Annotated in this window: 26 protein-coding genes; 21 read left to right on the top strand and 5 right to left on the bottom strand. The window is 68.6% G+C overall.

Going from position 1 to position 23,018, the window contains the following annotated elements:
• Positions 1 to 3: 3 nt before the first annotated feature.
• A complete protein-coding gene (ku, locus tag U9J39_RS01605) occupies positions 4 to 1,059 on the top strand; it encodes a non-homologous end joining protein Ku (RefSeq protein ID WP_326346369.1) in 1,056 nt (351 codons plus the stop codon).
• Positions 1,060 to 1,175: 116 nt separating this feature from the next.
• Here the strand turns inward: ku and U9J39_RS01600 are convergent, their stop codons facing one another.
• Both U9J39_RS01600 and U9J39_RS01595 read right to left on the bottom strand, forming a co-directional pair.
• A complete protein-coding gene (locus tag U9J39_RS01600) occupies positions 1,176 to 1,694 on the bottom strand; it encodes a BON domain-containing protein (RefSeq protein WP_240987768.1) in 519 nt (172 codons plus the stop codon).
• A gap of 245 nt (positions 1,695 to 1,939) precedes the next feature.
• The gene (locus U9J39_RS01595) at positions 1,940 to 2,164 is read right to left on the bottom strand and encodes a hypothetical protein (RefSeq protein WP_197717968.1); all 225 of its coding nucleotides are present in this window, start codon (positions 2,162 to 2,164) and stop codon (positions 1,940 to 1,942) included.
• Positions 2,165 to 2,436: 272 nt separating this feature from the next.
• Between U9J39_RS01595 and U9J39_RS01590 the strand changes: the two genes are divergently transcribed.
• The 9 genes from U9J39_RS01590 (at position 2,437) to U9J39_RS01550 (ending at position 10,542) form a co-directional block, all read left to right on the top strand.
• Positions 2,437 to 3,393, top strand: coding sequence for an oxygenase MpaB family protein (locus U9J39_RS01590; protein ID WP_115714039.1), 957 nt, complete (start codon positions 2,437 to 2,439; stop codon positions 3,391 to 3,393).
• A gap of 840 nt (positions 3,394 to 4,233) precedes the next feature.
• A complete protein-coding gene (locus U9J39_RS01585) occupies positions 4,234 to 4,560 on the top strand; it encodes an RNA chaperone Hfq (RefSeq protein ID WP_115714040.1) in 327 nt (108 codons plus the stop codon).
• Positions 4,561 to 4,785: 225 nt separating this feature from the next.
• Positions 4,786 to 6,096, top strand: coding sequence for a FliC/FljB family flagellin (locus U9J39_RS01580; RefSeq protein WP_326346368.1), 1,311 nt, complete (start codon positions 4,786 to 4,788; stop codon positions 6,094 to 6,096).
• A 136-nt stretch (positions 6,097 to 6,232) separates the two neighbouring features.
• Positions 6,233 to 6,592 carry a flagellar protein FlaG gene (locus U9J39_RS01575; protein WP_326346367.1) on the top strand — a complete coding sequence of 120 codons (360 nt, stop codon included), beginning with the start codon at positions 6,233 to 6,235 and terminating at the stop codon, positions 6,590 to 6,592.
• 33 nt (positions 6,593 to 6,625) lie between these two features.
• A complete protein-coding gene (fliD, locus tag U9J39_RS01570) occupies positions 6,626 to 8,032 on the top strand; it encodes a flagellar filament capping protein FliD (RefSeq protein WP_326346366.1) in 1,407 nt (468 codons plus the stop codon).
• Positions 8,033 to 8,066: 34 nt separating this feature from the next.
• Positions 8,067 to 8,492, top strand: a complete 426-nt coding sequence (fliS, locus tag U9J39_RS01565) for a flagellar export chaperone FliS (RefSeq protein WP_326346365.1) — start codon at positions 8,067 to 8,069, stop codon at positions 8,490 to 8,492.
• Position 8,493: 1 nt separating this feature from the next.
• Complete coding sequence (locus U9J39_RS01560) at positions 8,494 to 8,859, top strand: flagellar protein FliT (RefSeq protein WP_326346364.1); 366 nt, start codon at positions 8,494 to 8,496, stop codon at positions 8,857 to 8,859.
• 73 nt (positions 8,860 to 8,932) lie between these two features.
• Positions 8,933 to 10,252: a flagellar hook-length control protein FliK gene (locus U9J39_RS01555; RefSeq protein ID WP_326346363.1), complete on the top strand. Its 1,320-nt coding sequence runs from the start codon at positions 8,933 to 8,935 to the stop codon at positions 10,250 to 10,252.
• Positions 10,249 to 10,542: an EscU/YscU/HrcU family type III secretion system export apparatus switch protein gene (locus U9J39_RS01550; protein WP_326346362.1), complete on the top strand. Its 294-nt coding sequence runs from the start codon at positions 10,249 to 10,251 to the stop codon at positions 10,540 to 10,542. The genes U9J39_RS01555 and U9J39_RS01550 overlap by 4 nt, the downstream gene beginning before the upstream one ends.
• Before the next feature lie 75 nt (positions 10,543 to 10,617).
• Here U9J39_RS01550 and fliE read toward each other — a convergent pair whose 3' ends face one another.
• On the bottom strand, positions 10,618 to 10,941 hold the full coding sequence (gene fliE / locus U9J39_RS01545) for a flagellar hook-basal body complex protein FliE (RefSeq protein ID WP_092314531.1): 324 nt from the start codon (positions 10,939 to 10,941) through the stop codon (positions 10,618 to 10,620).
• Between the two features lie 435 nt (positions 10,942 to 11,376).
• On the opposite strand from fliE, the gene fliF reads away from it, so the two are divergent.
• The 10 genes from fliF (at position 11,377) to U9J39_RS01495 (ending at position 20,377) form a co-directional block, all read left to right on the top strand.
• On the top strand, positions 11,377 to 13,098 hold the full coding sequence (gene fliF / locus U9J39_RS01540) for a flagellar basal-body MS-ring/collar protein FliF (protein WP_116313905.1): 1,722 nt from the start codon (positions 11,377 to 11,379) through the stop codon (positions 13,096 to 13,098).
• Positions 13,085 to 14,095 (top strand): flagellar motor switch protein FliG, encoded by a 1,011-nt coding sequence (gene fliG / locus U9J39_RS01535; protein WP_062803757.1) that lies wholly within the window; start codon positions 13,085 to 13,087, stop codon positions 14,093 to 14,095. The genes fliF and fliG overlap by 14 nt, the downstream gene beginning before the upstream one ends.
• The gene (gene fliH, locus U9J39_RS01530) at positions 14,082 to 14,894 is read left to right on the top strand and encodes a flagellar assembly protein FliH (protein ID WP_116313904.1); all 813 of its coding nucleotides are present in this window, start codon (positions 14,082 to 14,084) and stop codon (positions 14,892 to 14,894) included. The genes fliG and fliH overlap by 14 nt, the downstream gene beginning before the upstream one ends.
• Complete coding sequence (fliI, locus tag U9J39_RS01525) at positions 14,887 to 16,365, top strand: flagellar protein export ATPase FliI (protein WP_116313903.1); 1,479 nt, start codon at positions 14,887 to 14,889, stop codon at positions 16,363 to 16,365. Before fliH ends, fliI begins: the two co-directional genes overlap by 8 nt.
• Positions 16,331 to 16,789 carry a flagellar export protein FliJ gene (gene fliJ / locus U9J39_RS01520; RefSeq protein ID WP_115681934.1) on the top strand — a complete coding sequence of 153 codons (459 nt, stop codon included), beginning with the start codon at positions 16,331 to 16,333 and terminating at the stop codon, positions 16,787 to 16,789. The genes fliI and fliJ overlap by 35 nt, the downstream gene beginning before the upstream one ends.
• 50 nt (positions 16,790 to 16,839) lie before the next feature.
• On the top strand, positions 16,840 to 18,279 hold the full coding sequence (locus U9J39_RS01515) for a flagellar hook-length control protein FliK (protein WP_326346361.1): 1,440 nt from the start codon (positions 16,840 to 16,842) through the stop codon (positions 18,277 to 18,279).
• A 193-nt stretch (positions 18,280 to 18,472) separates the two neighbouring features.
• A complete protein-coding gene (locus U9J39_RS01510) occupies positions 18,473 to 18,649 on the top strand; it encodes a type II toxin-antitoxin system HicA family toxin (RefSeq protein ID WP_326346360.1) in 177 nt (58 codons plus the stop codon).
• A 43-nt stretch (positions 18,650 to 18,692) separates the two neighbouring features.
• Positions 18,693 to 19,109: a type II toxin-antitoxin system HicB family antitoxin gene (locus U9J39_RS01505; RefSeq protein ID WP_326346359.1), complete on the top strand. Its 417-nt coding sequence runs from the start codon at positions 18,693 to 18,695 to the stop codon at positions 19,107 to 19,109.
• Between the two features lie 32 nt (positions 19,110 to 19,141).
• A complete protein-coding gene (alkB, locus tag U9J39_RS01500; protein WP_326346358.1) occupies positions 19,142 to 19,804 on the top strand; it encodes a DNA oxidative demethylase AlkB in 663 nt (220 codons plus the stop codon).
• A gap of 84 nt (positions 19,805 to 19,888) precedes the next feature.
• On the top strand, positions 19,889 to 20,377 hold the full coding sequence (locus U9J39_RS01495) for a GFA family protein (RefSeq protein WP_111516584.1): 489 nt from the start codon (positions 19,889 to 19,891) through the stop codon (positions 20,375 to 20,377).
• Between the two features lie 83 nt (positions 20,378 to 20,460).
• Here the strand turns inward: U9J39_RS01495 and cysK are convergent, their stop codons facing one another.
• The gene (cysK, locus tag U9J39_RS01490; RefSeq protein ID WP_326346357.1) at positions 20,461 to 21,378 is read right to left on the bottom strand and encodes a cysteine synthase A; all 918 of its coding nucleotides are present in this window, start codon (positions 21,376 to 21,378) and stop codon (positions 20,461 to 20,463) included.
• Between the two features lie 187 nt (positions 21,379 to 21,565).
• On the opposite strand from cysK, the gene U9J39_RS01485 reads away from it, so the two are divergent.
• Complete coding sequence (locus U9J39_RS01485; protein ID WP_326346356.1) at positions 21,566 to 22,330, top strand: sulfite exporter TauE/SafE family protein; 765 nt, start codon at positions 21,566 to 21,568, stop codon at positions 22,328 to 22,330.
• Between the two features lie 40 nt (positions 22,331 to 22,370).
• Here the strand turns inward: U9J39_RS01485 and U9J39_RS01480 are convergent, their stop codons facing one another.
• On the bottom strand, positions 22,371 to 22,988 hold the full coding sequence (locus U9J39_RS01480) for a DUF938 domain-containing protein (RefSeq protein WP_115681941.1): 618 nt from the start codon (positions 22,986 to 22,988) through the stop codon (positions 22,371 to 22,373).
• Positions 22,989 to 23,018 lie beyond the last annotated feature (30 nt).

Genomic DNA, 23,018 nt, shown 5'->3' with positions numbered 1-23,018 from the left:
CAAGTGTCCCGCATCATCTGGAAAGGCGCCATTGCCTTCGGCCTCGTCAACATCCCCGTCGTCCTTCGCCCCGCGTCGCGCAGCCAATCGCTGGACCTGGACCTGCTAGACGTGCGCGACATGGCCCCGGTGGGCTACCAGCGCATCAACAAGAGCACCGGCAAGCCGGTCGACAAGGAGCATATCGTCAAGGGCTACCAGTACGCCAAGGACGAATACGTGCTGCTCAACGACGAAGATTTCCGCCGGGCCAATGTCGAGGCCACGCAGACCGTGGACATCGTCAGCTTTGTCGATGCCGAGAGCATTCCGCCGTACTACTTCGACACCCCGTACTACCTCGAGCCCGACAAGCGCGGCGAGCGCGGCTATGCGCTGCTGCACGAAACCATGCGCCGCACCGGCAAGGCCGCGCTGGCGCTGGTGGTGCTGCGCGCGCGCCAGCACCTGGCGGCGATGCTGGTGCACGACGACGCGCTGGTGCTGAACACCATGCGCTTCGCCGACGAGGTGCTGCCGATCTCGGAACTGCGCCTGCCCAAGGCGCCCAGCGGCAAGGCCACCGGCGCGCGCGGGCGCGAGATCGAGATGGCCGCCAAGCTGGTCGAAGACATGACCGAGGACTGGGCCCCCGAGCAATACCGCGACACCTACCGCGACGACCTGATGGCGCGCATCGAGCAAAAGATCGAATCCGGCAAGACCCACCAGTTGACCCCGCCCGCGGAAGAGGAAGAAGCACCGCGCCAGGGCGCCAAGGTCATCGACATGGTGGCGCTGCTGCGACAGAGCCTGGGCAAGCGCGGCAAGGGCAGGCAGGAAGACGAGGCCGAGACCGAAACCGAAACCGAAGCCGAGCCCGCGCGCCGCAAGACCCCTGCGCGGCACGCCGCCGCACGCAAGCAGCCCGCCGCGAAGCGCACCAGCGCCACGCCGGCCAAGCGCGCGCGCAGTACGAGTTCAAAGAGCGCCGGCACCAAGCGCGCCGGCAAGAGCGGATCGCACGCGCCAGCCGCGCGCAAGAGCGCCGGCACGACGGGCAGAAAGCGCGCGGCTTGATCCGTTTCTGCGGACTAAAACGTGCTGCTTGTGTGCTTCCCTGTCCCGCGCGCGGGACGGGGGAGAGGGCCGTTGGGATGCCACCGGCTGCGCTTACAGCCGAGAAGACTCCCCCCTCACCGCGTCGACACCTTCAAGTTGTCATTCACCGACGTCACCCCCTCGACGCTGCGTATCGTTTTCAACGCCAGGTCGTGCTGTTGCTGGGTCGGCACCGTGCCGCTGACTTCCACCGCCCCCTGTTGCGTCTTCACCTGAATGCCGGTGGACTTGAGGTCCTTGGTGCCGAGCAGCCGGGTCTTGATCTTCGTGGTGATGGCGCTGTCCTCGATGCTTTGCCTGGCCTGGCCGACCCCGGTCACAGCGCTGGTGTCCGGGTCGGGCCGGCCGGGCATGCCCGGTGCCGAGTTGACCGGCGCCACCGGTGCCTCGTCGGCCGCAACGAAGATCAGCCCGCTCTTGTCGAGCGCCAGCGCACTACCGGCAGCCGCCGCCAGCGCCGCGACGCAGGCCATGCGCACGGTGCGCGCGGTGGTTCGGGAAAATCGCATGGCTTTCTCCTTGACGGTCCAGCGCAAGCCGCTGCCGGGCTGGCACGCGGCGCCACTGGCAAGGCATTTTTCAGCAAGCTCCATACCCGCCATGGCGGGCCGGGCGGTGCCGCAGCAGCCGCGCCGGATGCTATGTAAAACGGGCCACGCGTTGTAAAAGCGCCGCGGCGCACGCGTGGCGCATCGCGCGCATCGCGCCGGCCCAGGCGGCGTGGCGGCGCTGTCGTGCTTGGCATGGCGATTGCGAAGCAAGGTCTGCGGCAGTTCGCCGCGTCAAGGAGCTAGCAATGGGACAGCAGCAACAGCCGGGTCAATCGCAGTCGGGCCAGTCACAATCGGGCCAGAAGCAGCAGGAACAATCGCAAACTGGTCAACGCGGCAGCCAGCAGCAACCTGGACAACAAGGCGGCGGGCAGATGGGTGACAAGGACCGCATGCAGGACCAACAGCAGCAGCAGGACCGCGGCAGCTCGCAGCCTGGCCAGCAAAGCGGCCAGCGCGGCGGCCAGCAAGGCGGCCAGGGCGGGCAGACGGGTGGTCAGCAGGGTGGACAAGGCGGACAAGGCGGACAACGCCAGCAGTAACACCCAGCCGCTACAACAAGGCAGCTATCCGGGTATGTGCGTGAGCAACATGCGGTGCTGACGCAGGGGCATACGCCGGAGATTGGCAGGCCGGAACCCTGAACGGGGCTCCGGCCCTTTTTACGGGTGGCGGGCGCGGCGGCGCGCTGCGCGCATGCTGCCACCATCCCGTCACCATCGCGTCACCATCGCGTGTATGCTGGCCCTGACCCGATATCTTTTCCTTCCAGGCAGTTCCAGCCTTGTCCAGCGTCACTGACCCCGCCCCGGGCGGCGCCACGCCGCAGCGCCGCGGCCCGCTGCATCAGCTCTCCGCGAGACTGCGGGAGCAGGCAGGTGCGCACGTGCGCGCGCTGACCCGCAGCAACTCCGGCCTGCGCCTGGACTATGACAACCCGCCCGGCGACCCCGGCCTGTTCGGCCCGGAAGCGGTCTGCTGGCGCGTGCATGCGGATTTCCCGGCGATGCTGGCCGGCGGCGTCAGCGCGCTGCTGCTGCAGACGCTGCATCCGCTGGCGCTGGCCGGGGTATGGGACCATTCCAGCTTTCGCACCGACATGCAGGGGCGCCTGGGCCGCACCGCGCAGTTCATCGCCGGCACCACCTATGGCAGCCGCGCCGACGCGATGGCGCTGATCGAACGCGTGCGGCGCATCCATACCGGCGTGTCCGGCATCGCGCCGGACGGACGGCCCTACGCGGCGTCAGACCCCGCGCTGCTGACCTGGGTGCACGTGGCCGAGGTCTCTAGCTTCCTGGCGGGCTACCTGCGCTATGTCGGCCCGCTCGGCGCTGCCGAGCAGGACCGCTATTACGCCGAGGTAGCCAGCATCGCGCAGTTGCTTGGCGCGACCGAGGTGCCGCGCTCGCGCGCCGAAGTGGACGCCTATCTCGACTCCATGCGGCCCGCGCTGATGGCCAGCGAGCGTACCCGCGAAGTGGTGCGTCTGGTCAGGAAGATGCCGGTGGCCAATCCCCTGCTGCAGCCGGCGGTGAGCATCATGACCGACGCCGGCATCGCGCTGCTGCCGCCGTGGGCACGCCGCCAGCTGGACCTGGACGGGCCTTCGATCCGCCGCTCCGCGGCGCTGGCAGGCATGCACGTGCTGGCACCGGCACTGCGCTGGGCGCTTGGCGCCGGCTTGGCGGCCCGGGCCCGGCGGCGCGTGGCGCGCGGCGCGGACGCTCGAACGGGTTGAGGGTGCCGGACAGGCCCGCGAACGACTTGCGTTGCAGCCGACCAGGGCCGATCAGCGAACGATTTTGGAGAGCAAAACGGAAATAGCGCCAGATTCCCCCGCATTTCAGCGAATCGGGAGCCGGTGAAGTGGCGTTAAATGTGGCTCGGCATTCCGAACGGCCGGTCGGGTTATTCGACCGTCCGGCCACAGCGCCGCAGAGCGCGAATCAAACGACGCGGGCAAAAAAAGAAGCCCACGCGCGGGGTGCTCGTAGGCTTTCCAGGACTGCTCGAGCCAAACAGCTCTTGTTACGAATATAAACGCGCTTACATGAGGTGTAAATCCCGCTTCTATCAGGGGATTCCCCTAGCGCGAACGCGCGCCTTCGCGTGTTTCTGGCATTTTTGCCCTGAAATCACTTTCAGGTTACTTCTTGCAGAGGCTGGCAATTTCCTGCCAGCCCAATGCCCGCCTGGGCTTGTCGGCCAGGGGCACGCCGTCTCACGCCCGCATAAGCGCCGCTTGCTACCTCAAATCGCAGGACAAAAGCAAACAAATTAATAGAGCGTGGCCTCTAGACCACGAGCGGCGTGCCGTCCGTCAACGCTTGTAAAACTTTGTTACTCTCGCCCCTGAAGTATTCCCCTTCTCTTCTGGCAGCGCCAACCGCCGGCCATTGCACGACAATCCGGGGCCTGCATGCCGGGCCGGGTCTCGAGGCAATCCAGGCGGCCAGTCCGGTCGCCGTTACCGAGAGCGGATGTTTCCCCCGCCGCCCAGGCCGAGCCGCACCCCAAGCCGCCGGCCAACGGACCGTTATCAGCCGCCAGAACCCTTGCGGGCTCTTCCGGAGTCGTTGTGAAGAAGAAGGAAATCCGGCCCAAGCAACCCAGCCGACGGCAACTGCAGTCCCAGCAATTCACCGCGTACCGCATTACCCAGTCCCCGGTGATCGTGCACTTGTCCAACGGCGCCCGGCTGCACGGCTTGGTACTGGCCGCCGACGATTTCGTGCTGCTGCTCGGCCGGCGGCCAGACGACAGCCAGCCCACCGTGGTCTACAAACGCGCCATCTGCCTGGTCACGCCGGCCGGCGCGCCGGAGGTGGTAAGTGTCGCGCCGGAAACGGCGGCCGCGCCGGATTTCGTGCCGCTCTATATTCCGCGCACGCGCAAGCGCCGCTAGGCCGGCGCCTCTTCCAAACGCCTTCCCGCCTTTGCCGACCGTCTTGGTACGGCGCCTCCCCCGCCCTGCCGGCACCCCGCGAAACTATCGCGGAGATCACTCTAAACCTTTGCCTTGCCCGGTCGATAACCCAAGCAACGGAGGCACTCTACGCCCTGCAAAGCAGGCCGCCAACGTTACGGCACTAGCCGGAATGCCCAAAACTTTGCATATAGGAGTCGTACCATGGCGCAAGTCATTAACACCAATTCGTTGTCTCTGATGACTCAGAACAACATGAACGCCTCGCAATCGTCGCTGAACACGGCGATCCAGCGCCTGTCGTCGGGCCTGCGCATCAACAGCGCCAAGGACGACGCCGCTGGTCAAGCGATTGCGAACCGCTTCACCTCGAACATCCGGGGCCTGACGCAAGCTCAGCGCAATGCCAACGACGGCATCTCGCTGGCGCAGACCACCGAAGGCGCGCTGACCGAAATCAACAATAACCTGCAACGTATTCGTGAACTGTCGGTCCAGGCGGCCACCGGCTCGAACTCGTCGTCTGACCTGAAGTCGATTCAGGATGAAATCAACCAGCGCCTGTCGGAAATCGACCGTACGTCGCAACAAACGGATTTCAACGGCGTCAAGGTTCTGGCCGGCAACAACAAACTGTCGGTCCAGGTTGGCGCCAATGACGGCGAAACCATCTCGATCGATCTGAAGCAGATCGACAAGACGACCCTTGGTCTGAGCGGCTTTTCGGTTGCCAAGAATTCCCTGGATGTTGGCCCCAAGGTTACCACCGTTGCCGCTGCGGCTGGCACGGGTTCGCTCAACGTCAGCTTTGCTGCCGGCGAAGTTGCCAAGATCAACACCGCAACTGGCAAGGCGTTCGCGGCTGCGGATCTGGAGCTCCACGAAGTCAAGACGGCTGCCGGTGCGAACAGCGGCATGTTCGTCGTAAAGGCTGGTGACGACTACTTTGCAGCTTCGGTCAACCGTACCACGGGTGCTGTCGTGCTCAATGGTGCCGACGTTGCATTCCAAGACTCCGCCAATGGCATCACCACCGATGTCACGCTGCAAGACCAACTGATCCGCGTTGCCAATGACGCAAATGGGAACGCCACCGGCTACGTCACCGTCCAAGGTAAGAGTTTCGCCGCCCCCGTCGGTACGCTCACTGACGGCGGTGCGACTCCCACTGCCAACGTGGCTGTCGGTACCATCAACCTGAGCGGCGCTACCGCCACCGCCGAATTCACCGGCGTTCCGACCGGCAATGCGCTGAAGAAGATCGACGCCGCACTGAAGCAAGTTGACGATCTGCGCAGCTCGCTGGGTGCCGTCCAGAACCGTTTTGACTCCGTCATCTCGAACCTGGGCACCACCGTGACCAACCTGTCCTCGTCGCGCTCGCGTATCCAGGACGCGGACTACGCAACGGAAGTGTCGAACATGACCCGCGCGAACATCCTGCAACAGGCTGGTACGTCGGTCCTGGCGCAAGCCAACCAGACCACCCAGGGCGTGCTGTCGCTGCTGCGTTAATCGCCTAGGCGAAAGACCAAGAAGGCTGGGCCGCAAGGCCCGGCCTTTTTGTCCGAGAGCATTTTGCAGGCAGTCCGACTGCCTGCAAAGCGTTACTCAGAGCAAGCGAGTCCCACCAATCCGGACGGAGCGTTCGATGCCCCTTTCCCCGACCGTGACTGCAATTGTCACCCGGATGCCAGCCGAAGCCCCGGCCAGCACAGCGACCATGGCCAGCCAGGCAACGCAGCGCGAAGATCAGGTCGCAGGCAGGAGCCAGGAGGAAGTCCCCCAGAGGGTGGAAACAAGCGCCGCGATCGGCGAACTCGTGGACGCGCTCAAGACCACCACCATCGGCCTGCGCTTTGAGATCGATGAAGCCACGCACCGTGTCATTACCAAGGTGATCGACAAGGAAAGCGGCGAGTTGATCCGGCAGATGCCCACCGAAGAGGTACTGCGCATCGCCCGCGCCATCGACAGGCTGCAGGGATTGTTCATCAACCAGGCAGCGTGAGCTTTGATCATCAGTTGAAGACGAGACAATTACATGGCAACGATCTCTTCCATTGGCATCGGGTCCAACCTGAACCTGAGCGACTTGCTTGACCAGTTGCAGAAGGCCGAGCAGGCACCGCTTGACGCCATTAACGCTCAGGCCAAGAGCTACCAGACCAAGTTGTCGGCCTACAGTCAGGTGCAGAGCGTGCTGAGTGCCTACCAGGCCGCGGCAAAGAAGCTCTCCGATGCTGCTACCTTCGGCGCCGTAAAGGCCAGCGTCGGCACGACGGACGTGATGACCGTTTCCACCGGTGCCAACGCCGTACCGGGCAGCTATAGCATCACGGTCAACACGCTGGCCACGGCCCAATCGCTTGTGAGCAGCAACGTTGCAGACCAGAAGGCGGTGATCGGTGGAGGCGAGCTCGTTTTCGACTTTGGCGAAGCGCTCGCCACCGGCGGCGCGGCCACCAGCACCAAGAAGGTCACCATCCCCGCGGATTCTTCGCTGGAAGGCATGCGGGATGCCATCAACAAGGCAGGCATCGGCGTGACCGCCAGCATCGTTAATGACGGCAGTGCCAGCCCCTATCGCCTGGTGCTGACCTCGGACAAGACCGGAACGCAAGCCACCATGCGAGTCTCGTCTGCCGACCCTGCCCTGAACAACGTGGTAGCGTTCGATCCGGCCGCAGCGCCCGCTGCCAACAAGATGGAACAGAAGGTTCCGCCGGCCAACGCGACGCTCAAGATCAATGGCATCGACGTGGTCAGCCAGAGCAATTCCGTGGTGGACGCAGCGCAGGGCGTGACCATGAACCTGGTCAAGCCAGGCACTACATCGCTGGTGGTGACCCGTGACAGCGAGGCAATCAAGGCCGCGGTCCAGGCCTTTGTCACTGCCTACAACAACATCCAGAGCACCGCCAAGTCGCTGACGGCGTTCGATACCAAGGCCGGCACGTCGGCGGCGCTGACCGGCGACGGCACGCTGCGCACGATCCAGTCTGGCCTGCGCTCGATGCTGGGCGGCGCCATGGACGACGGCAATGGCGGCACCATCACGCTGATCGACGTCGGCATCACGTTCGACAAGGACGGCACGATGAAGCTGGACGATGCCAAGCTGAGCAAGGCGCTGAACGACAACCTCGGCGGGGTCACGTCGCTATTCTCCAGCACCACCGGCGACGGCGGCATCGGCAAGCGCGCCACCACCTATATCGAAGGCCTGAGCAAGACCGATGGTGCGCTGAAGGTGGCGCAGGACGGCATCACCAAGACGCTGGAGGACCTGGAGGATGACTATGACCGCGTACAGGACCGCGTCACCGCCACCATCGACCGCTACAAGGCCCAGTTCACACAGCTGGACCTGGTGGTGGCGCAGATGAACCGCACCAGCAGCTACCTGACGCAGCAGTTCAACGCGCTCAACAACAGCATCAAGAAGTAACCCGTCACATCCCACCGCCACGAGGAACCCAGCCATGTTCGCCCGCGCATCCGCCAACGCCTACGCCCAGGTCGGCGTCCAGACCGGTGCCATGAGCGCCAGCCCGCACAAGCTGATCGCCATGCTGTACGACGGCGCGCGCGCCGCGATCGCGCGGGCCAGGTTCCACCTGGAAGGCGGCAGCATCGCCGAGCGCGGCAATGCCATCTCCAAGGCCATCGACATCATCGACAACGGCCTGCGCGCGGTGCTCGACCACGACGCCGGCGGCGAAATCTCTGCCAACCTCGAAGCGCTGTACGAATACATGGTGCGCCGGCTGATGCTGGCCAACCTGCGCAGCGACGCAGCGCTGCTGAGCGAGGTCGACGCGCTGCTGGAAGGCCTGGCCTCGGCCTGGGCGCAGATCGATGACGCGGCCGCCGGGGCCGAGCGGCAACCCGCCTTACAGGACAACTGACATGGCCTTCCCTCCAGTGTTTTCGCCGATCGTGGCCTGCTACGAGGACATCCTCGCGCTGTCCGCGCGCATGCATGAAGCCGCGCAGGGCGCCGACTGGGACACGGTCACCACTCTGCAGCAAGCCTACCTGGTCCAGGTGGAGCGCCTGCGCCAGCTCGACCACGATGCCCCGTTCTCCGATGCCGAGCGCATGCGGCGCTACCAGTTGCTGGACCGCATCCTGACCTACGACGCCCGCATCCGCGACCTGGCGCTGCCGCAACTCAAGCGGCTCGGCGACATGCTGACCAGCTCGCGCCGGCAGTTCGAGCTGAGCGCCGCCTATGGTGCGACGGCAGGGGCCACGTCGGGCGCCACCACCTGAGGCGGCCTGGGCGCCGCTCCCCTCTTCCACCGGCAGGCCGCACCGCCCGCCGTCCCTGATACACGCGACCCGTATGACCGGCATCCACCTGCCGCCAGGCCTGGCACCCGGTCAGGCCCCCGACCCCCAGACCCTGCGCACCGCCATTGCCGTCGACCAGGTCGCGGCCTTGCAGCCGGTGGCCGAGGCGACCGAGTCCAACGTCCAGAACGCCACCGGCCAGGCCATCCGCCACAGCGCGCTGGCAAGCGGTGCCAATGCCATGGCCGGCCAGGGCGCTCTGCTGCCGGGCGCGTCTACGCAAGAATCGCTGAGTGCGGCGGCGCGGGCCATCCTGGCCGTCTTGGACGGTGCCGAGGCCCAGCCGGTGCGCGGCACGGCCTCGCTGCTGCCGGCGGCACCCACGGCAGCGTCGGCGCAGGCCACCGCCGCGGCGCTGGCCCATGCGGTCGGCCAGAGCGGCCTGTTCTATGAATCGCATCTGGCGCAGTGGGTGGCCGGCGCCCGTGGTCTCGCCAGCCTGCGGCAGGAGCCGCAGGCGCAGGTTCCGGTGCCGGGGCGGCCCGCTGTCACGCCCGGCGCAGGCCAGGGCGCCGCTGCCACGCCGCCGCTGCAGCTGGCCTATGCCGGCAGCGGCGCAGGGGCGGAACCGGCGCGGCCATCCATGCCGCCGCTGCTGCCGGCCTCGCAGGTGCTGGCCGAAGCGCTGGCCTCGGCCGGCAATCCGCGCGTGGCCCACAGCCATGCGGCGGCCGAGCAGGCGTTACGGCAAGGCACCGCGACCACGGCCGCCTACAGCCGCGGCGCCGCCGCCGAACCGGCCGCGCAGCGCCCCTCGGCGGCAACGCTGGCCACGCAGGCCTACCAATCGACAGCCGAAGCTGGCGCGCGCCTGGCCGCGCTGGACAGCCTGGCCAGCCAGCCGGCGCGCGCATCGGATGGCGGTACGCCATCTACTCCGGCGGATGCCGGCCGGCAGCCGGCGGTCGCCGGCCCTGCCATCCATCCCGCCACCGAAGGCGTGGTCCGCCAGCAACTGGAATTGCTCGCCACGCAGCAGTTCCGCTTTGCCGGCGAAGCCTGGCCCGGCGTGCCGATGGAATGGGAACTGCTGCGCGCGGAGGCGGAAGATGCGGCCTCTCATGGCGAAGGCGCGCGGCCGTGGTCGAGCCGCCTGCGGCTGCAATTGCCTAACCTGGGCGTGGTCGAAGCAGTGCTGACCTTAGGCCCTGGCGGTCTCGACGCCCGGGTGGCCACCCCCGAAACCGACGTGGCGGCGCGCTTCATCGCGGCGCGGCCGCAGCTGCGCAGCCAGCTCGAGGCGCATGGCATCGCGGTGCAGCGCCTGAGCGTGCAGACGCAGGACAGCCTGGCGCAAGGCGGGACGCAATGAGCGACGCAGCACAAGAACGCGGGGCAGCGATCGCGCTGTCGTACCAGCACAGCGAGCGCGCGCCGCGCGTGGTCGCCAAGGGCTATGGCGTGGTCGCCGAAGCCATCATCGCCCGCGCGCGCGAGGCCGGCGTCTACGTCCACGACTCGCCGACGCTGGTAAACCTGCTGATGCAGGTCGACCTGGACAGCCACGTGCCGCCGCAACTCTACGTCGCAGTGGCCGAGCTGCTGGCGTGGATCTATCACCTCGAATCCGGCCTGGATCCCGACGCGCCGCGCCCGGCCTGAGCGCCGGCCCCACGGCAAAAGCCCCCGGCCGCTTGCGCGCCCCGGAGGCTTTCCATTCCCGGCAAGGCATTGGCCTTACACCGGCATATTCATCATCTCCTGATAAGCCGCCACCAGCCGGTTGCGCACCTGCACCCCGGTCTGGAACGACACGTTGGCCTTCTGCAGGTCGATCATCACGTCGTTGAGCGCCACGCCGGGCTTGCCCAGCTCGAACGCCTCGGCCTGGCCATAGGCGCGTTCCTGCGCGGCGTTGATGCGGCCGAGCGAGCGCTGCAGCTCGCCGGCGAAGCCGCCGCCAACCGGCGCCGCGGCCTGGCCGGCGGGGTTGCCCGAGGCAACCTGGGACATCCCGCGCAGTTGCTGCAGCATGCCCTCGATGGAAGAGATAGTGGTCATGGGGTCGTCATGGGCCGGCGTTCCGGCCCGGTTGGTCGTATGGCGCGCCGCTGGCGCGGTTGCGGCCTGCGACGGGCCCGCGTCAGGCGGACCCGCAGCCAGTTTCAGCCTCCGCAGAGTACCCGCCGCGGCCGCCGCCCCATGGAGGGAAATCGGCCGGAAAACCCGGTCTATTCGCCGGATTGTCGCGCTCAAGTCTGGCCGATCATTGCCACCGTGCCGCAAAAGGGCGGGCCATGGCGCCCTGCCTGCATGCCTGCCTCGCGCAAGGACCGGCCGATCCACAGACAACCACCATTCGGGAGTACGCGTGTTTTCTCTGCAGCGCAATGTGAGCCGCACGGCTAGCCGTGCCGCGAGCCGGGCCGACGACCAGGGCGAGCCGCAGCGCCGGCGCCGTCGCGCGCCTGGCCGCGCCGGATCCGGAGCACGCGCATGACCGCGGCAGTGGCACTGCCCGGGCGTCCGGCCGAAATGCTGGAGCGCCTCAAGGCCAACCCGAAGCTGCCGCTGATGCTGGGCGGCGCGGCCCTGGCCGCGGCCATCGCGGTGGGCGTGCTGTGGTCGCGCGGCCCGGACTACAAGGTGCTGTACAGCAACCTGTCCGAGCGCGACGGCGGCGCGGTGCTGCAGTCGCTGCAGCAGATGAACGTGCCGTACAAGTTCGCCGAAGGCGGCGGCGCCGTGATGGTGCCGGCCGAGAAGGTGCACGAGACGCGCCTGCGGCTGGCTTCGCAAGGCCTGCCCAAGAGCGGCACCGCGGGCATGGAACTGATGGACAACCAGAAGTTCGGCATCAGCCAGTTTGCCGAACAGGTCAATTACCAGCGCGGGCTGGAAGGCGAGCTGGCGCGCTCGATCGAGTCGATCGCCGCGGTGCAGTCCGCGCGCGTGCACCTGGCCATCCCCAAGCCGACGCTGTTCGTGCGCGAACGCCAGAAGCCGACCGCGTCGATCGTGCTGCAGCTCTATCCGGGGCGCGCCATCGACGAAGGCCAGGTCGCGGCGATCAGCCACCTGGTGTCGTCGAGCGTGCCGGAGCTGACGCCCAAGTCGATCTCGATCGTCGACCAGCACGGCAACCTGCTGTCGAACACCGGCAACGAGCGCATGCTCGACGCCACCCAGCTCAAGTACGTGCAGGCGCTGGAGCAGAACTACCTGAAGCGCATCGAGGCGATCCTGACGCCGATCGTCGGCAAGGACAACGTGCGCGCGCAGGTGACCGCCGACGTGGACTTTTCCATCGTCGAGCACACCGACGAGAGCTACAAGCCCAACCAGGACCCGACCCGCACCGCGATCCGCAGCCAGCAGACCAGCGAATCGACCCAGCAGGGCGCAACGCCGCCGGGCGGCGTGCCCGGCGCGCTGTCGAACCAGCCGCCCGCTGCCGCCGCCGCACCGGTGACCACGCCGCAGACGCCGCGCGCGGGGCAGGCGCCGGGCCAGGCCGGTGCACCGGCCGCGGGCCAGCCCGGACAGCCGGGTCAGGCTGGCCAGGCCGCGCAGGGCGCCACCGCCGCCGCGTCCAGCGGCCCGAGCAGCAACCGCCGCGATTCCACCGTCAACTATGAGTTGGACCGCTCGGTGCGCCACGTGCAGCAGGCCCCGGGCGGCGTGCGCCGGTTGTCGGTGGCGGTGGTGGTCAACTACCGCCAGCAGGCCGATGCCAAGGGCAAGCTCGTCGCCGAGCCGCTGCCGCCGGCGCTGCTGGCGCAGATCCAGAACCTGACCAAGGAAGCGATGGGGTTCTCCGCCGATCGCGGCGACTCCATCAACGTGGTCAACAGCCCCTTCACCGCCGAGCGCGAGAAGGCCGAGCCCGAACTGCCGCTGTGGAAGCAGCCCGACATGATTGCACTGGGCAAGAGCCTGGCCGGCTACCTGCTGCTGGCACTGCTGGCGCTGTTCGCGTGGTTCAAGGTGGCGCGCCCGATCCTGCGCCGCTACACCGCGCCGCCGTTGCCGGCGCCGGAGCCCAAGGACGAGACCGAGGCGGTGCTGCTGCCGCCCGAAGAGCCGGCCAATCCGGAAATCCTGCGGCTTGCCGCGAAGTATGAAAGCGACCTCGCGCTGGTGCGCGACGCCGCCCAGCGCGACCCCCGCCTGGTCGCCAGCGTGATCAAGAACTGGATTAGCAATGACAACCGCTAAGGGCATCTCTGAATCCGGCCTGCAGAAGAGCGCGGTGCTGATGATGGCGATCGGCGAGGATGCCGCGGCCGAGGTGTTCAAGCACCTGTCGCAGCGCGAAGTGCAGGAGCTGGGCTCGGCCATGGCCACGCTCAGCTCGGTCACCCGCGAGGAAATGGCAGAGGTGCTGGGCGAGTTCCGCGCCGAGACCGAACAGTACCTGGCGCTGAACGTCGATTCCAGCGCGTTTATCCGCAGCGTGCTGAACAAGGCGCTGGGCGAGGAGCGCGCACAGTCGGTGATCGAGGACATCCTGGAGTCGCGCGATCCGGGCGGCGGCATCGACTCGCTGAACTGGATGGATGCCACCGCCATCGCCGAGCTGATCCGCGACGAGCACCCGCAGATCATCGCCACCATCCTGATCCACCTGGACCGCCAGAAGTCGTCGGAGGTGCTGGGGCTGTTCACCGACCGCCTGCGCAACGACGTGATCCTGCGCATTGCCACCTTCGGCGGCGTGCAGCCGGGCGCGCTGCAGGAACTGACCGACGTGCTGACCAAGCTGCTGGCAGGCCAGAGCCTGAAGCGCAGCCGCATGGGCGGCGTGCGCACCGCGGCCGAGATCATCAACCTGATGAGCACCGCGCACGAAGAGGCCGTGATCGATGGCGTGCGCCTGCACGACGGCGACCTGGCGCAGAAGATCATCGACGAGATGTTCCTGTTCGAGAACCTGCTCGAGGTCGACGACCGCGGCATCCAGCGCGTGCTCAAGGAAATCGCCACCGAATCGCTCATCGTCGCGCTCAAGGGCGCGCCGCAGGAGCTGCGCGACAAGTTCATCCGCAACATGTCCACCCGCGCCGGCGAGATGCTGCGCGAGGACCTGGACGCGCTGGGTCCGGTGCGCGTGTCGCAGGTCGAGGCCGAGCAGAAGGCCATCCTGCAGGTGGTAAGGCGCCTGGCGGATGCGGGCGAAGTGCAGATCGGCGGAGGCGACGATGCCTATGTCTGAGGCAGACCCCGAGCGCGGGGCCGGGCGCCGCGGGTTGGGCGCCGATCCGCTCCCGTCCCCGGGCGGCCACGGCGCGGCCGCTGCCGGCGGCTTCGCGCCGTTCGAGCCGCCGCGCCGCGCGCGCGGCGGCGGCGCCGGCTGGCAGCGCTGGCAGATGGGCTCGCTCGATCCCCGGCATGCCGAGCCGCCCGAGAGCCTGGCCGCGATGCCCGCCGAACCCGCGCCGCCGCCAATCGACTTCGCCGCGCTCGACGCGATGCGCGAGGGCGCGCGCAAGGAAGGCTATGCCCAGGGCTACACCCAGGGCCAGACCCAGGGTTACGGCGACGGCCATCGCGAAGGCTATGCGCGCGGCCTGGAAGCGGCCCGCAACGAGGCCGCGCAGCTGCAGGCACTGGCCGGCAATTTCCGCAGCGCGCTGAGCAATGTCGACGACGCGGTCGCGCACGCGCTGGTGTCGCTGGCACTGGACGTGGCGCGCCAGCTGGTGCGTACGACGCTGGCGCAGGACCCCGCGGCGCTGCTGCCGGCGGTGCGCGAGCTGCTGACCAGCGAACCGGCGCTGTCCGGATCGCCCAGCCTGCTGCTGCATCCCGACGACGTGGCGCTGGTGGAGACCCATCTGCAAGGCGAACTTGCCGCCGCCGGCTGGAGCGTACGCGCCGATGCGTCGGTGGCGCGCGGCGGCTGCATCGCCAGCGCCGCCAGCGGCGAGCGTGACGCCACGCTGCCGACGCGCTGGACCCGCGTGGTGCGGGCGCTGGGCCGCGACGATCCGTGGGAGCCGCCGCATGCCTGAGACCGCGCAGCACAGCCACCACGCCGCGCACGACCATGCGCAACACTGGATCGGCGCGCTCAACGGCGCCGCCGCCGGCATCGCCGGGCTCGACAGCAAGCGCAGCTGCGGCCGCCTGACGCGCGCCGCGGGCCTGGTGCTGGAAGCCGTCGGCCTGCGCCTGCCGGTGGGCAGCGATTGCCTGATCGAGCTGCCCGCCGGACAGTTCACCACCGACAGCAACGCCCCGCGCACCGCGGAGGCCGAAGTGGTCGGCTTCGGCGCCGACCGCCTCTACCTGATGCCGCAGTCCGACGTGGTCGGGCTGCTGCCGGGCGCGCGCGTCTACCCGCTGGAGCCGTCGCCGCAACCGGCCGGCACCAGCGCGCCGCGCGAGCCGGGCTCCAAGCGCCTGCCGGTCGGCGCGGGCCTGCTGGGCCGCGTGCTGGATGCGGCGGGCCGCCCGCTGGACGGACTCGGCCCGCTCGCCGCGGCGATGGAAGTGCCGCTCGCCGGCGAGCAGATCAACCCGCTGATGCGGGCCCCGATCGAAACCGTGCTCGACACCGGCGTGCGCGCCATCAACGGCATGCTGACCGTCGGCCGCGGCCAGCGCATGGGCCTGTTCGCCGGCTCAGGCGTGGGCAAGAGCGTGCTGCTGGGCATGATGGCGCGCTACACCAGCGCCGACGTGATCGTGGTCGGCCTGATCGGCGAACGCGGCCGCGAGGTGAAGGAGTTCATCGAGAACATCCTGGGGCCGGAGGGCCGGCGCCGCTCGGTGGTGGTGGCCGCGCCGGCCGACTGCTCGCCGCTGCTGCGCATGCAGGGCGCCGCCTACGCGACGCGGCTGGCCGAGTATTTCCGCGACCAGGGCCAGCACGTGCTGCTGATCATGGATTCGCTGACGCGCTACGCCATGGCCCAGCGCGAGATTGCGCTGGCGATCGGCGAGCCGCCCGCCACCAAGGGTTATCCGCCGTCGGTCTTCGCCAAGCTGCCGACGCTGGTGGAGCGCACCGGCAACGGCCCCGAGGGCGGTGGCTCGATCACCGCGTTCTACACCGTGCTGACCGAGGGCGACGACCAGCAGGACCCGATCGCGGATTCGGCGCGCGCCATCCTGGATGGCCATATCGTGCTGTCGCGCAGCCTGGCCGAAGCCGGCCACTATCCGGCCATCGACGTCGAGGCCTCGATCAGCCGCGCCATGACCGCGCTGATCCCGCACGAACAGTTCGGCTCGGTGCGCCGCTTCAAGCAGCTGATGTCGCGCTACCAGCGCAACCGCGACCTGATCAGCGTGGGTGCCTACGTGCCGGGCAACGATCCGGAGCTGGACCTGGCGATCCAGCTGCATCCGCGCATGGAAGCCTTCCTGCAGCAGGACATTCACGAGCGCGCCGGCTACGCCGACGCCATCGCCGCGCTGCACAGCCTCTTCGACAGGAGTGAACATGCTCAAGCATTCACCGCTCAACACGCTGGCTGACCTGGCCCAGACCGATACCGATGCCGCCGCGCGCGAGCTCGGCCGGCTGCAGGGCTTGCGCACGCAGGCAGAGGTGCAGCTCAACCAGCTCACGCAGTACCGCCAGGAATACCGCGAGCGCATGCAGGTGGTGGCGGCGCAGGGCATTACCTCCAGCCGCTGGCAGGACTTTTCGCGCTTCCTCGATTCGCTCGACCAGGCCATCCGCCAGCAGGGCGCGGCCCTGGCCAAGGCCGAGGCCGACCTGCTGGCCGGCCGCAACCGCTGGCAGCACCAGAAGCGCCGCCTGAACTCGTTCGACACGTTGATCGCACGCGCGGAAGCGAAGCAGGAACAGGTGGCCGCGCGCCGCGAACAGCGCGCCAACGACGAATACGCCGCCCGCCTGGCACGCACCGCCGCCAGCCGCCTGAGCGAAGCCTGAACGATGCCTGGGCGGCAACCGCCCGCCAGGCCACACCGTAGCGAATCCCCATGATCGATATCAGCCAGATTGTCAGCAGCGCCGCCAACGCGGTGGAAGGCGCCCGGCGCGCCAGCGCCGACACCGCCGCCAGCGGCTTCCGCGACGCGCTCTCGCAGGCCCGCGACAGCCACAAGGCCGCCGCACCGGCGCCCGCCGCCAGGGAGACGGTCGCGCGCGACAAGTCCGCTGCGCGGCCGGCTGCCGCACAGGCGGACGCCGGCAAGCCGCAGCATGCCGCCGCCAACGGCAAGAAGTCCGCTGCCGGCGAAAAGGATCAGGACAAGGAAGATGCCGCCGAGGCAACGCCGCCGGATGCAGCCGCCGCCGCAGCCGCAGCATTGGCGCTGATGCTTCCCGCCGCTGCGCCAGCGAACCCCGCCGCCACGCCAGCCGGCGCGGCGGGCGCTGCCGTCGCCGGCATGACCGACCCCGGCAGTGCCGCGGCCTTGCAGGCGGCGCTCAGCAACACCGTGCCGAACGCCACCGCGCAAACCCAGGTCGACACCGGCACCACCGCAGGCCCTGCTGACGGCACCCCATCGCCCGACCCGTTGCAGACGGTCACCGCCGAATCGCCGGCGCAGCCGTCGGTCGCCGACACGCTGGCGACCATCGCCTCGCAACGCGCGGCGATGCAGTCCGGCGGCAGCGCCGGCACTGATGCAAAAACTGGCGCAACGCCGGCCGTTGCGGGCGACGCATTGGCGGTCCGTCAAGCGGACTTGCCGGGTCAGGACGCTGGCGCTTCCGCGGGCGGAGCGGGGCATCGCCCTGACAGCAGTCTGGGCCAGCATCGCGCCGATCCGCTCGCGGCCGGCACAAGTGCGCCGGATTCCCGGCCCGCAGCCAACCCATTTGCCGCCGCCCAAGCGACGGCACGCGCTGGAGAGACCGCGGCGGCCAGCCCCGATGGCACCCCGGCCATTGCCGCCACGCCGGCCGGCCAACCCGCGCCAGCCGCTGCCGCGGCTGCCGCCAGCCGGCCCGTGGTCGCTCCCCCGCTGTACGACAGCCAGTGGCCGCAGGCCCTGGGCCAGCAGATGATCCGCCTGGGCACGCAAGGCCAGCACAGCGCCGAACTGCAGCTGAACCCGCCCGACCTCGGGCCGCTGAAGGTGGTGCTCAACGTGGTCAACGACCAGGCCCAGGCGCAATTCGTCTCGCCCCACCAGGCCGTGCGCGCCGCGGTCGAAGCCGCGTTGCCGCACCTGCGCACCGCGCTGTCGGAAAACGGCATCCAGCTGGGCCACACCTCGGTCGGCGCCGATGGCTTTGCCAGCCAGGCCGGCAATGGCAACGGGCAACAACAGCAGGCGCCGGGGCAGGGGCGTGGACAGGCTGGCCTTGGTGGCGCTGCGGTGGCGTCGGCTGAGCCGGGCCAGGGATCCAGTGCTACGGCACGGCCTGCGCGAGTGCTTGGGCGGGGGGAGATTGATACGTTTGCGTGAAGACCCCCACCTCGCGGATTCGACCGCGCCTGCATGAAAGAGCAAGGCCGCCTCAAAGGCGGCCTTGTCATGTCAGCAGAAGCCAAGCATGGAAGCTCTGACACGTTGCTGCAACAAGATTGGACGTATTGCTGCTAGAATACGTAAACATTTTTGCTTACCCTGAACGCCATGGATCGGCAGGAGGTTTCGGGTGAAGCAAAGTGAATTTCGGCGATGGCTCGCCGAACAAGGCGCTACCTTCAGCGAAGGCGCAAAGCATGTCCGGGTGTATCTCAATGGCAGGCAGTCGACCTTGCCGCGGCATCCCAGCCATGAAATCGGCGAGGGGCTGCGCAAGGCGATCCTCAAGCAACTCGGCCTGTCGTGAGCCTGCAAGACTTACCCGCCCTCGTCGCCAAAGGAGTTTCAATATGCTGCGTTTTCCCGCCAACATCGTCCCCGACGGCGATGGCTTTGCGGTCTCGTTTCCCGATATTCCGGAAGCCCTGACCAGCGGCGCCACGATCGAGCAGGCCCAGGAGCTGGCCGCCGATGCGCTTGCCACGGCCATGGAGTTCTATTTCGAAGATGGCCGCCCGGTGCCGCTGCCGTCGAAGGCCGCACGCGGCCAGCATCTGGTCGAGCTGCCGGCAAGCATGTCGGCAAAGGTGCTGCTGCTCAACGAGATGATCGCGCAGGGGGTTACGCAGGCGGAGCTGGCACGCCGCCTGCATACCCGCAAGCAGGAAGTCCAGCGCATCGTCAACCTCGATCATGCGACCAAGATCGACACGATCGAGGCCGCGTTCCGGGCGCTGGGCAAGCGGCTGGAACTGAAGGTCGCCTGAACCCGCCAGGCCACAGCAGCACCCTCCCAACCATGACGTTCGACCTGTTCGACGACCTGCCCGAAGACAGCGCCGCCACCCCCGCCACCGAGCCCCTCGCCGACGGCGCCGTCGTGCTGCGCGGCGCGGCGCGGGCCAATGCGGAAGTCCTGCTCGCCGATGTGCAAACCATCGTGGCGCTGGCCCCGTGGCGGCACATGGTCACCCCCGGCGGGCTGAAGATGTCGGTGGCGATGACCAACTGCGGCGCGTGCGGCTGGGTCTCCGACGCGCGCGGCTATCGCTACGACGCGGTCGATCCGCTGAGCGGACAGGCGTGGCCCGACATGCCCGCGAGTTTCCGCGAGCTGGCCGCCAGCGCGGCAGCGCAGGCGGGCTTTGCCGGTTTTGCGCCGGATGCCTGCCTGATCAACCGCTATGTGCCGGGCACCCGCTTGTCGCTGCACCAGGACCGCGACGAGCGCGATTTCTCCGCGCCCATCGTCTCGGTGTCGCTGGGGCTGCCGGCGGTGTTCCTGTTCGGCGGCATGCGCCGTGCCGACAAGCCGCAGCGGATACGGCTGGCGCATGGCGACGTGGTGGTGTGGGGCGGGCCGTCGCGGCTGGCGTTCCACGGCGTGGCGCCGCTGGCCGATGGCGATCATCCGCTGCTGGGGCCGCTGCGCATCAACCTGACGTTCCGCAAGGCGCGATAGGCGCCTGACCGGCCTTGGCACTTTGGCGGGGGTTTTCTACAGTCAATGGACTGTCCCGAACGCCACCGTGCAAAGGTCCCTCCCATGCATCTCGACGGCTCCTGCCATTGCGGCGCAGTCCACTTCTCGCTCGAGTCCGATTCGCCCTGCCCTTACATGCATTGCCATTGCTCGATCTGCCGCAAGACGGCGGGCGGTGGCGGCTATGCCATCAACATCGGCGGCGATGCCGCCACGCTGCGCGTGCGCGGGCGCAAGCACCTGGGCGTTTATCACGCGGTGCTGCGCGAGCCCGGCAAGCGCGCGCGGCGCTCGCCGGCGCAGCGGCATTTCTGCGTGAAGTGCGGCAGCGCGCTGTGGCTGTGGGATCCGCGCTGGCCCGAGCTGCTCTATCCCCATGCCTCGGCCATCGACACGCCGCTGCCGCGCCCGCCCGAGGTGGTGGAAGCCTCGCTGGACTCCGTCGCGCCGTGGGTCGACGTGCCGCGCGGCAAGGGCCATGTCCGCTGCGACACCTGGCCAGAGGAGTCGCTGGCCGACTGGCACAAGCGGCACGGCCTGCTGTCGCGCTGAATGACAGCGCGCGGCGTCTGTTTCCAGATCAACGAAGCGCCCTGAGCGCCCGTGCCGGGTGCTCATGAACGCTGTTGCCCCTCTCAGGCCGGCAGGAAACCCTCAACCGTCAGGTAGCGCTCGCCGGTGTCGTAGTTGAAGCCCAGCACGCGCGCGTTGGCCGGCAGCTCCGGCAGCTTCTGCGCGATCGCGGCCAGCGTGGCGCCCGACGAGATCCCGACCAGGATGCCTTCCTCGCGCGCGCAGCGGCGTGCCATCTCGCGCGCGGGCTCGGCGTCGACCTGGATCACGCCGTCGAGCAGCGCGGTGTCGAGGTTCTTCGGGATAAAGCCCGCGCCGATGCCCTGGATCGGGTGCGGCGCCGGTGCGCCGCCGGAGATCACCGGCGAGGCCACCGGCTCGACCCCGAACACCTTCAGCTGCGGCCATTTGTCCTTCAGCACCCGCGCGCAGCCGGTCAGGTGGCCGCCGGTGCCGACGCCGGTGATCAGCGCGTCGAGCCCCTCGGGGAAATCGTTCAGGATTTCCTGCGCGGTGGTGCGCGCATGCACGTCGGCGTTGGCCGGGTTCTCGAACTGCTGCGGCATCCACGCGCCCGGGGTGGCGGCGACCAGTTCCTCGGCGCGCGCGATCGCGCCCTTCATGCCCTTCTCGCGCGGGGTCAGGTCGAAGGTGGCGCCATAGGCCAGCATCAGGCGGCGGCGCTCGACCGACATGCTGTCCGGCATCACCAGCACCAGCCTGTAGCCCTTGACCGCGGCCACCATCGCCAGGCCGATGCCGGTGTTGCCCGAGGTCGGCTCGATGATGGTGCCACCGGGCTTCAGCACGCCGCGGCGTTCGGCGTCTTCCACCATCGCCAGCGCGATGCGGTCCTTGATCGAAGCGCCCGGGTTGCTGCGTTCGGACTTGATCCAGACCTCGTGGCCATTGCCGAACAGCCGGTTGATGCGGATATGCGGGGTATTGCCGATCGTCTGCAGGATGTTCTGGACCTTCATCGTGTTCTCCGTGGCGGTTGCGATGCAGCGAGCCTGGCAAGCGCGTGCAGCGCAGGATCGAATAACCTGCCGATTCTAGTGCAAAGCGCTGGCGGGGGCGCTCGCGTATGATTGAGGCCGCCGCGCCTTGCCCCCCGCTTTCTCTGGAATCCGGCCCGAAATCCCCCGCATTGCCTCCCTTGCATCGATGCCCGACCACCTGCTGCTGTCCTCCCTATTGATCTTCGGACTCGGTGGTTTGCTCGGCGCGGTGGGCGGGCTGTTCGGCATCGGTGGCGGGCTGATCGCGATTCCGGCACTGGGGCTGCTGTTCGGCATGGACCAGCAGCTCGCGCAGGGCACCGCGCTGGTGATGATCGCGCCCAATGTGCTGATCGGCTTCTGGCAATACCGCAAGCGTGCCGACATTGCGCTGCGCACGGCGGTGGTGCTGGGCTTGTCCGCGGTGCTGGCGACCTGGCTGTCGGCGCGCGCGGCCACCGCGATGGACGCGCAATTGCTGCGGCGGATCTTCGCGCTGTTCATGATCGGCATGGCGCTGTACTTCCTGTGGCGGCTGCTGCCGGGGCGCGCGGTGACGGCGCCGCAGGCGCGGGTTCCGGCGCGCTGGATCCCACTCGTGGGCGTGGTCGGCGGCTTGTTCTCCGGCTTCTTCAGCGTGGGCGGCGGCGTGGTCGCCGCGCCGGCGCTGGTCGGCCTGTTCGGGCTGCGCCAGGCCGCCGCGCAAGGCCTGGCGCTGGCGCTGGTGACGCCTGGCGCGGTGGTGGCGCTGGCCACCTATGCCCATGCCGGCCAGGTCGACTGGGCCAGCGGCATTCCGCTGTCGCTGGGCGGCATGCTGACCATCTCGTGGGGCGTGACGCTGGCGCACCGGATGCCCGAGCGCCGCCTGCGCGCATTGTTTGCCGTGTGCCTGATCGCCACCGCGGTGGTGATGCTGGTGCGCGGCTGAATCCGGTGAATCCTGAGCCGCGCACCCCGCGCGCGGCGCGCTACTTGCGCAGCACCAGGCAGAAGTTGTTGGCCGGCATCGGCACCGGCTCGTCGCAGCGCAGGCCCTGCGCCGCGCCCAGCGCGATCACGGCCTCCATGTCGCGCACGCCCCAGTCGGGGTCGGTGGCGCGCAGCTGCGCGTCGAAGGCGGCGTTGCTGGGCGCGGTGTGCGCGCCGCCGCGACGGTAAGGGCCATACAGGAACAGCACGCCCCCCGGCCCCAGCAGCTTGCCGGCGCCCGCGAACAGCGCCTCGGCCGCGGCCCACGGGGCGATATGGATCATGTTGATGCAGACCACCGCAGCCGCGGCGTCGATGCCCCACGGCTGCTGGCAGACGTCCAGCGCCAGTGGCGCGCGCACATTGGCCAGGCCCGCGTGCGCGGTCCAGGCCGCGATCGATGCGCGCGCGGCAGCGTCCGGATCGCTGGGCTGCCAGGTGATCCCCGGCAGCGCCGCGGCAAAGTGCACCGCGTGCTGCCCGGTGCCGCTGGCAATTTCCAGCACAGTGCCGCTGGCAGGCAGTACCTGGCGCAGCACGGCGAGGATGGGCTCGCGATTGCGCTCGGTGGCGGGCGCCATGCGGCGCGCGTCGGGGTCGTGGGTCGGGCCGGTCATGATGGCATGCGCAGGCGGTAGCTGGGGAAT

Source organism: Cupriavidus sp. SS-3 (assembly GCF_035818815.1).
GTDB classification, from domain to species: Bacteria; Pseudomonadota; Gammaproteobacteria; order Burkholderiales; family Burkholderiaceae; genus Cupriavidus; species Cupriavidus taiwanensis_C.
This window is presented reverse-complemented; position numbering and strand designations above follow the sequence as displayed.

Bases quoted from the DNA above. Each gene is read 5' to 3' on its own strand.
- U9J39_RS01600 (WP_240987768.1), bottom strand. From the start codon at position 1,694: ATGGAGCTTGCTGAAAAATGCCTTGCCAGTGGCGCCGCGTGCCAGCCC.
- U9J39_RS01580 (WP_326346368.1), top strand. From the start codon at position 4,786: ATGGCGCAAGTCATTAACACCAATTCGTTGTCTCTGATGACTCAGAAC.
- U9J39_RS01575 (WP_326346367.1), top strand. From the start codon at position 6,233: ATGCCCCTTTCCCCGACCGTGACTGCAATTGTCACCCGGATGCCAGCC.
- fliD (WP_326346366.1), top strand. From the start codon at position 6,626: ATGGCAACGATCTCTTCCATTGGCATCGGGTCCAACCTGAACCTGAGC.
- fliS (WP_326346365.1), top strand. From the start codon at position 8,067: ATGTTCGCCCGCGCATCCGCCAACGCCTACGCCCAGGTCGGCGTCCAG.
- U9J39_RS01560 (WP_326346364.1), top strand. From the start codon at position 8,494: ATGGCCTTCCCTCCAGTGTTTTCGCCGATCGTGGCCTGCTACGAGGAC.
- U9J39_RS01555 (WP_326346363.1), top strand. From the start codon at position 8,933: ATGACCGGCATCCACCTGCCGCCAGGCCTGGCACCCGGTCAGGCCCCC.
- U9J39_RS01550 (WP_326346362.1), top strand. From the start codon at position 10,249: ATGAGCGACGCAGCACAAGAACGCGGGGCAGCGATCGCGCTGTCGTAC.
- fliE (WP_092314531.1), bottom strand. From the start codon at position 10,941: ATGACCACTATCTCTTCCATCGAGGGCATGCTGCAGCAACTGCGCGGG.
- fliF (WP_116313905.1), top strand. From the start codon at position 11,377: ATGACCGCGGCAGTGGCACTGCCCGGGCGTCCGGCCGAAATGCTGGAG.
- fliG (WP_062803757.1), top strand. From the start codon at position 13,085: ATGACAACCGCTAAGGGCATCTCTGAATCCGGCCTGCAGAAGAGCGCG.
- fliH (WP_116313904.1), top strand. From the start codon at position 14,082: ATGCCTATGTCTGAGGCAGACCCCGAGCGCGGGGCCGGGCGCCGCGGG.
- fliI (WP_116313903.1), top strand. From the start codon at position 14,887: ATGCCTGAGACCGCGCAGCACAGCCACCACGCCGCGCACGACCATGCG.
- fliJ (WP_115681934.1), top strand. From the start codon at position 16,331: ATGCTCAAGCATTCACCGCTCAACACGCTGGCTGACCTGGCCCAGACC.
- U9J39_RS01515 (WP_326346361.1), top strand. From the start codon at position 16,840: ATGATCGATATCAGCCAGATTGTCAGCAGCGCCGCCAACGCGGTGGAA.
- U9J39_RS01505 (WP_326346359.1), top strand. From the start codon at position 18,693: ATGCTGCGTTTTCCCGCCAACATCGTCCCCGACGGCGATGGCTTTGCG.
- alkB (WP_326346358.1), top strand. From the start codon at position 19,142: ATGACGTTCGACCTGTTCGACGACCTGCCCGAAGACAGCGCCGCCACC.
- U9J39_RS01495 (WP_111516584.1), top strand. From the start codon at position 19,889: ATGCATCTCGACGGCTCCTGCCATTGCGGCGCAGTCCACTTCTCGCTC.
- cysK (WP_326346357.1), bottom strand. From the start codon at position 21,378: ATGAAGGTCCAGAACATCCTGCAGACGATCGGCAATACCCCGCATATC.
- U9J39_RS01485 (WP_326346356.1), top strand. From the start codon at position 21,566: ATGCCCGACCACCTGCTGCTGTCCTCCCTATTGATCTTCGGACTCGGT.
- U9J39_RS01480 (WP_115681941.1), bottom strand. From the start codon at position 22,988: ATGACCGGCCCGACCCACGACCCCGACGCGCGCCGCATGGCGCCCGCC.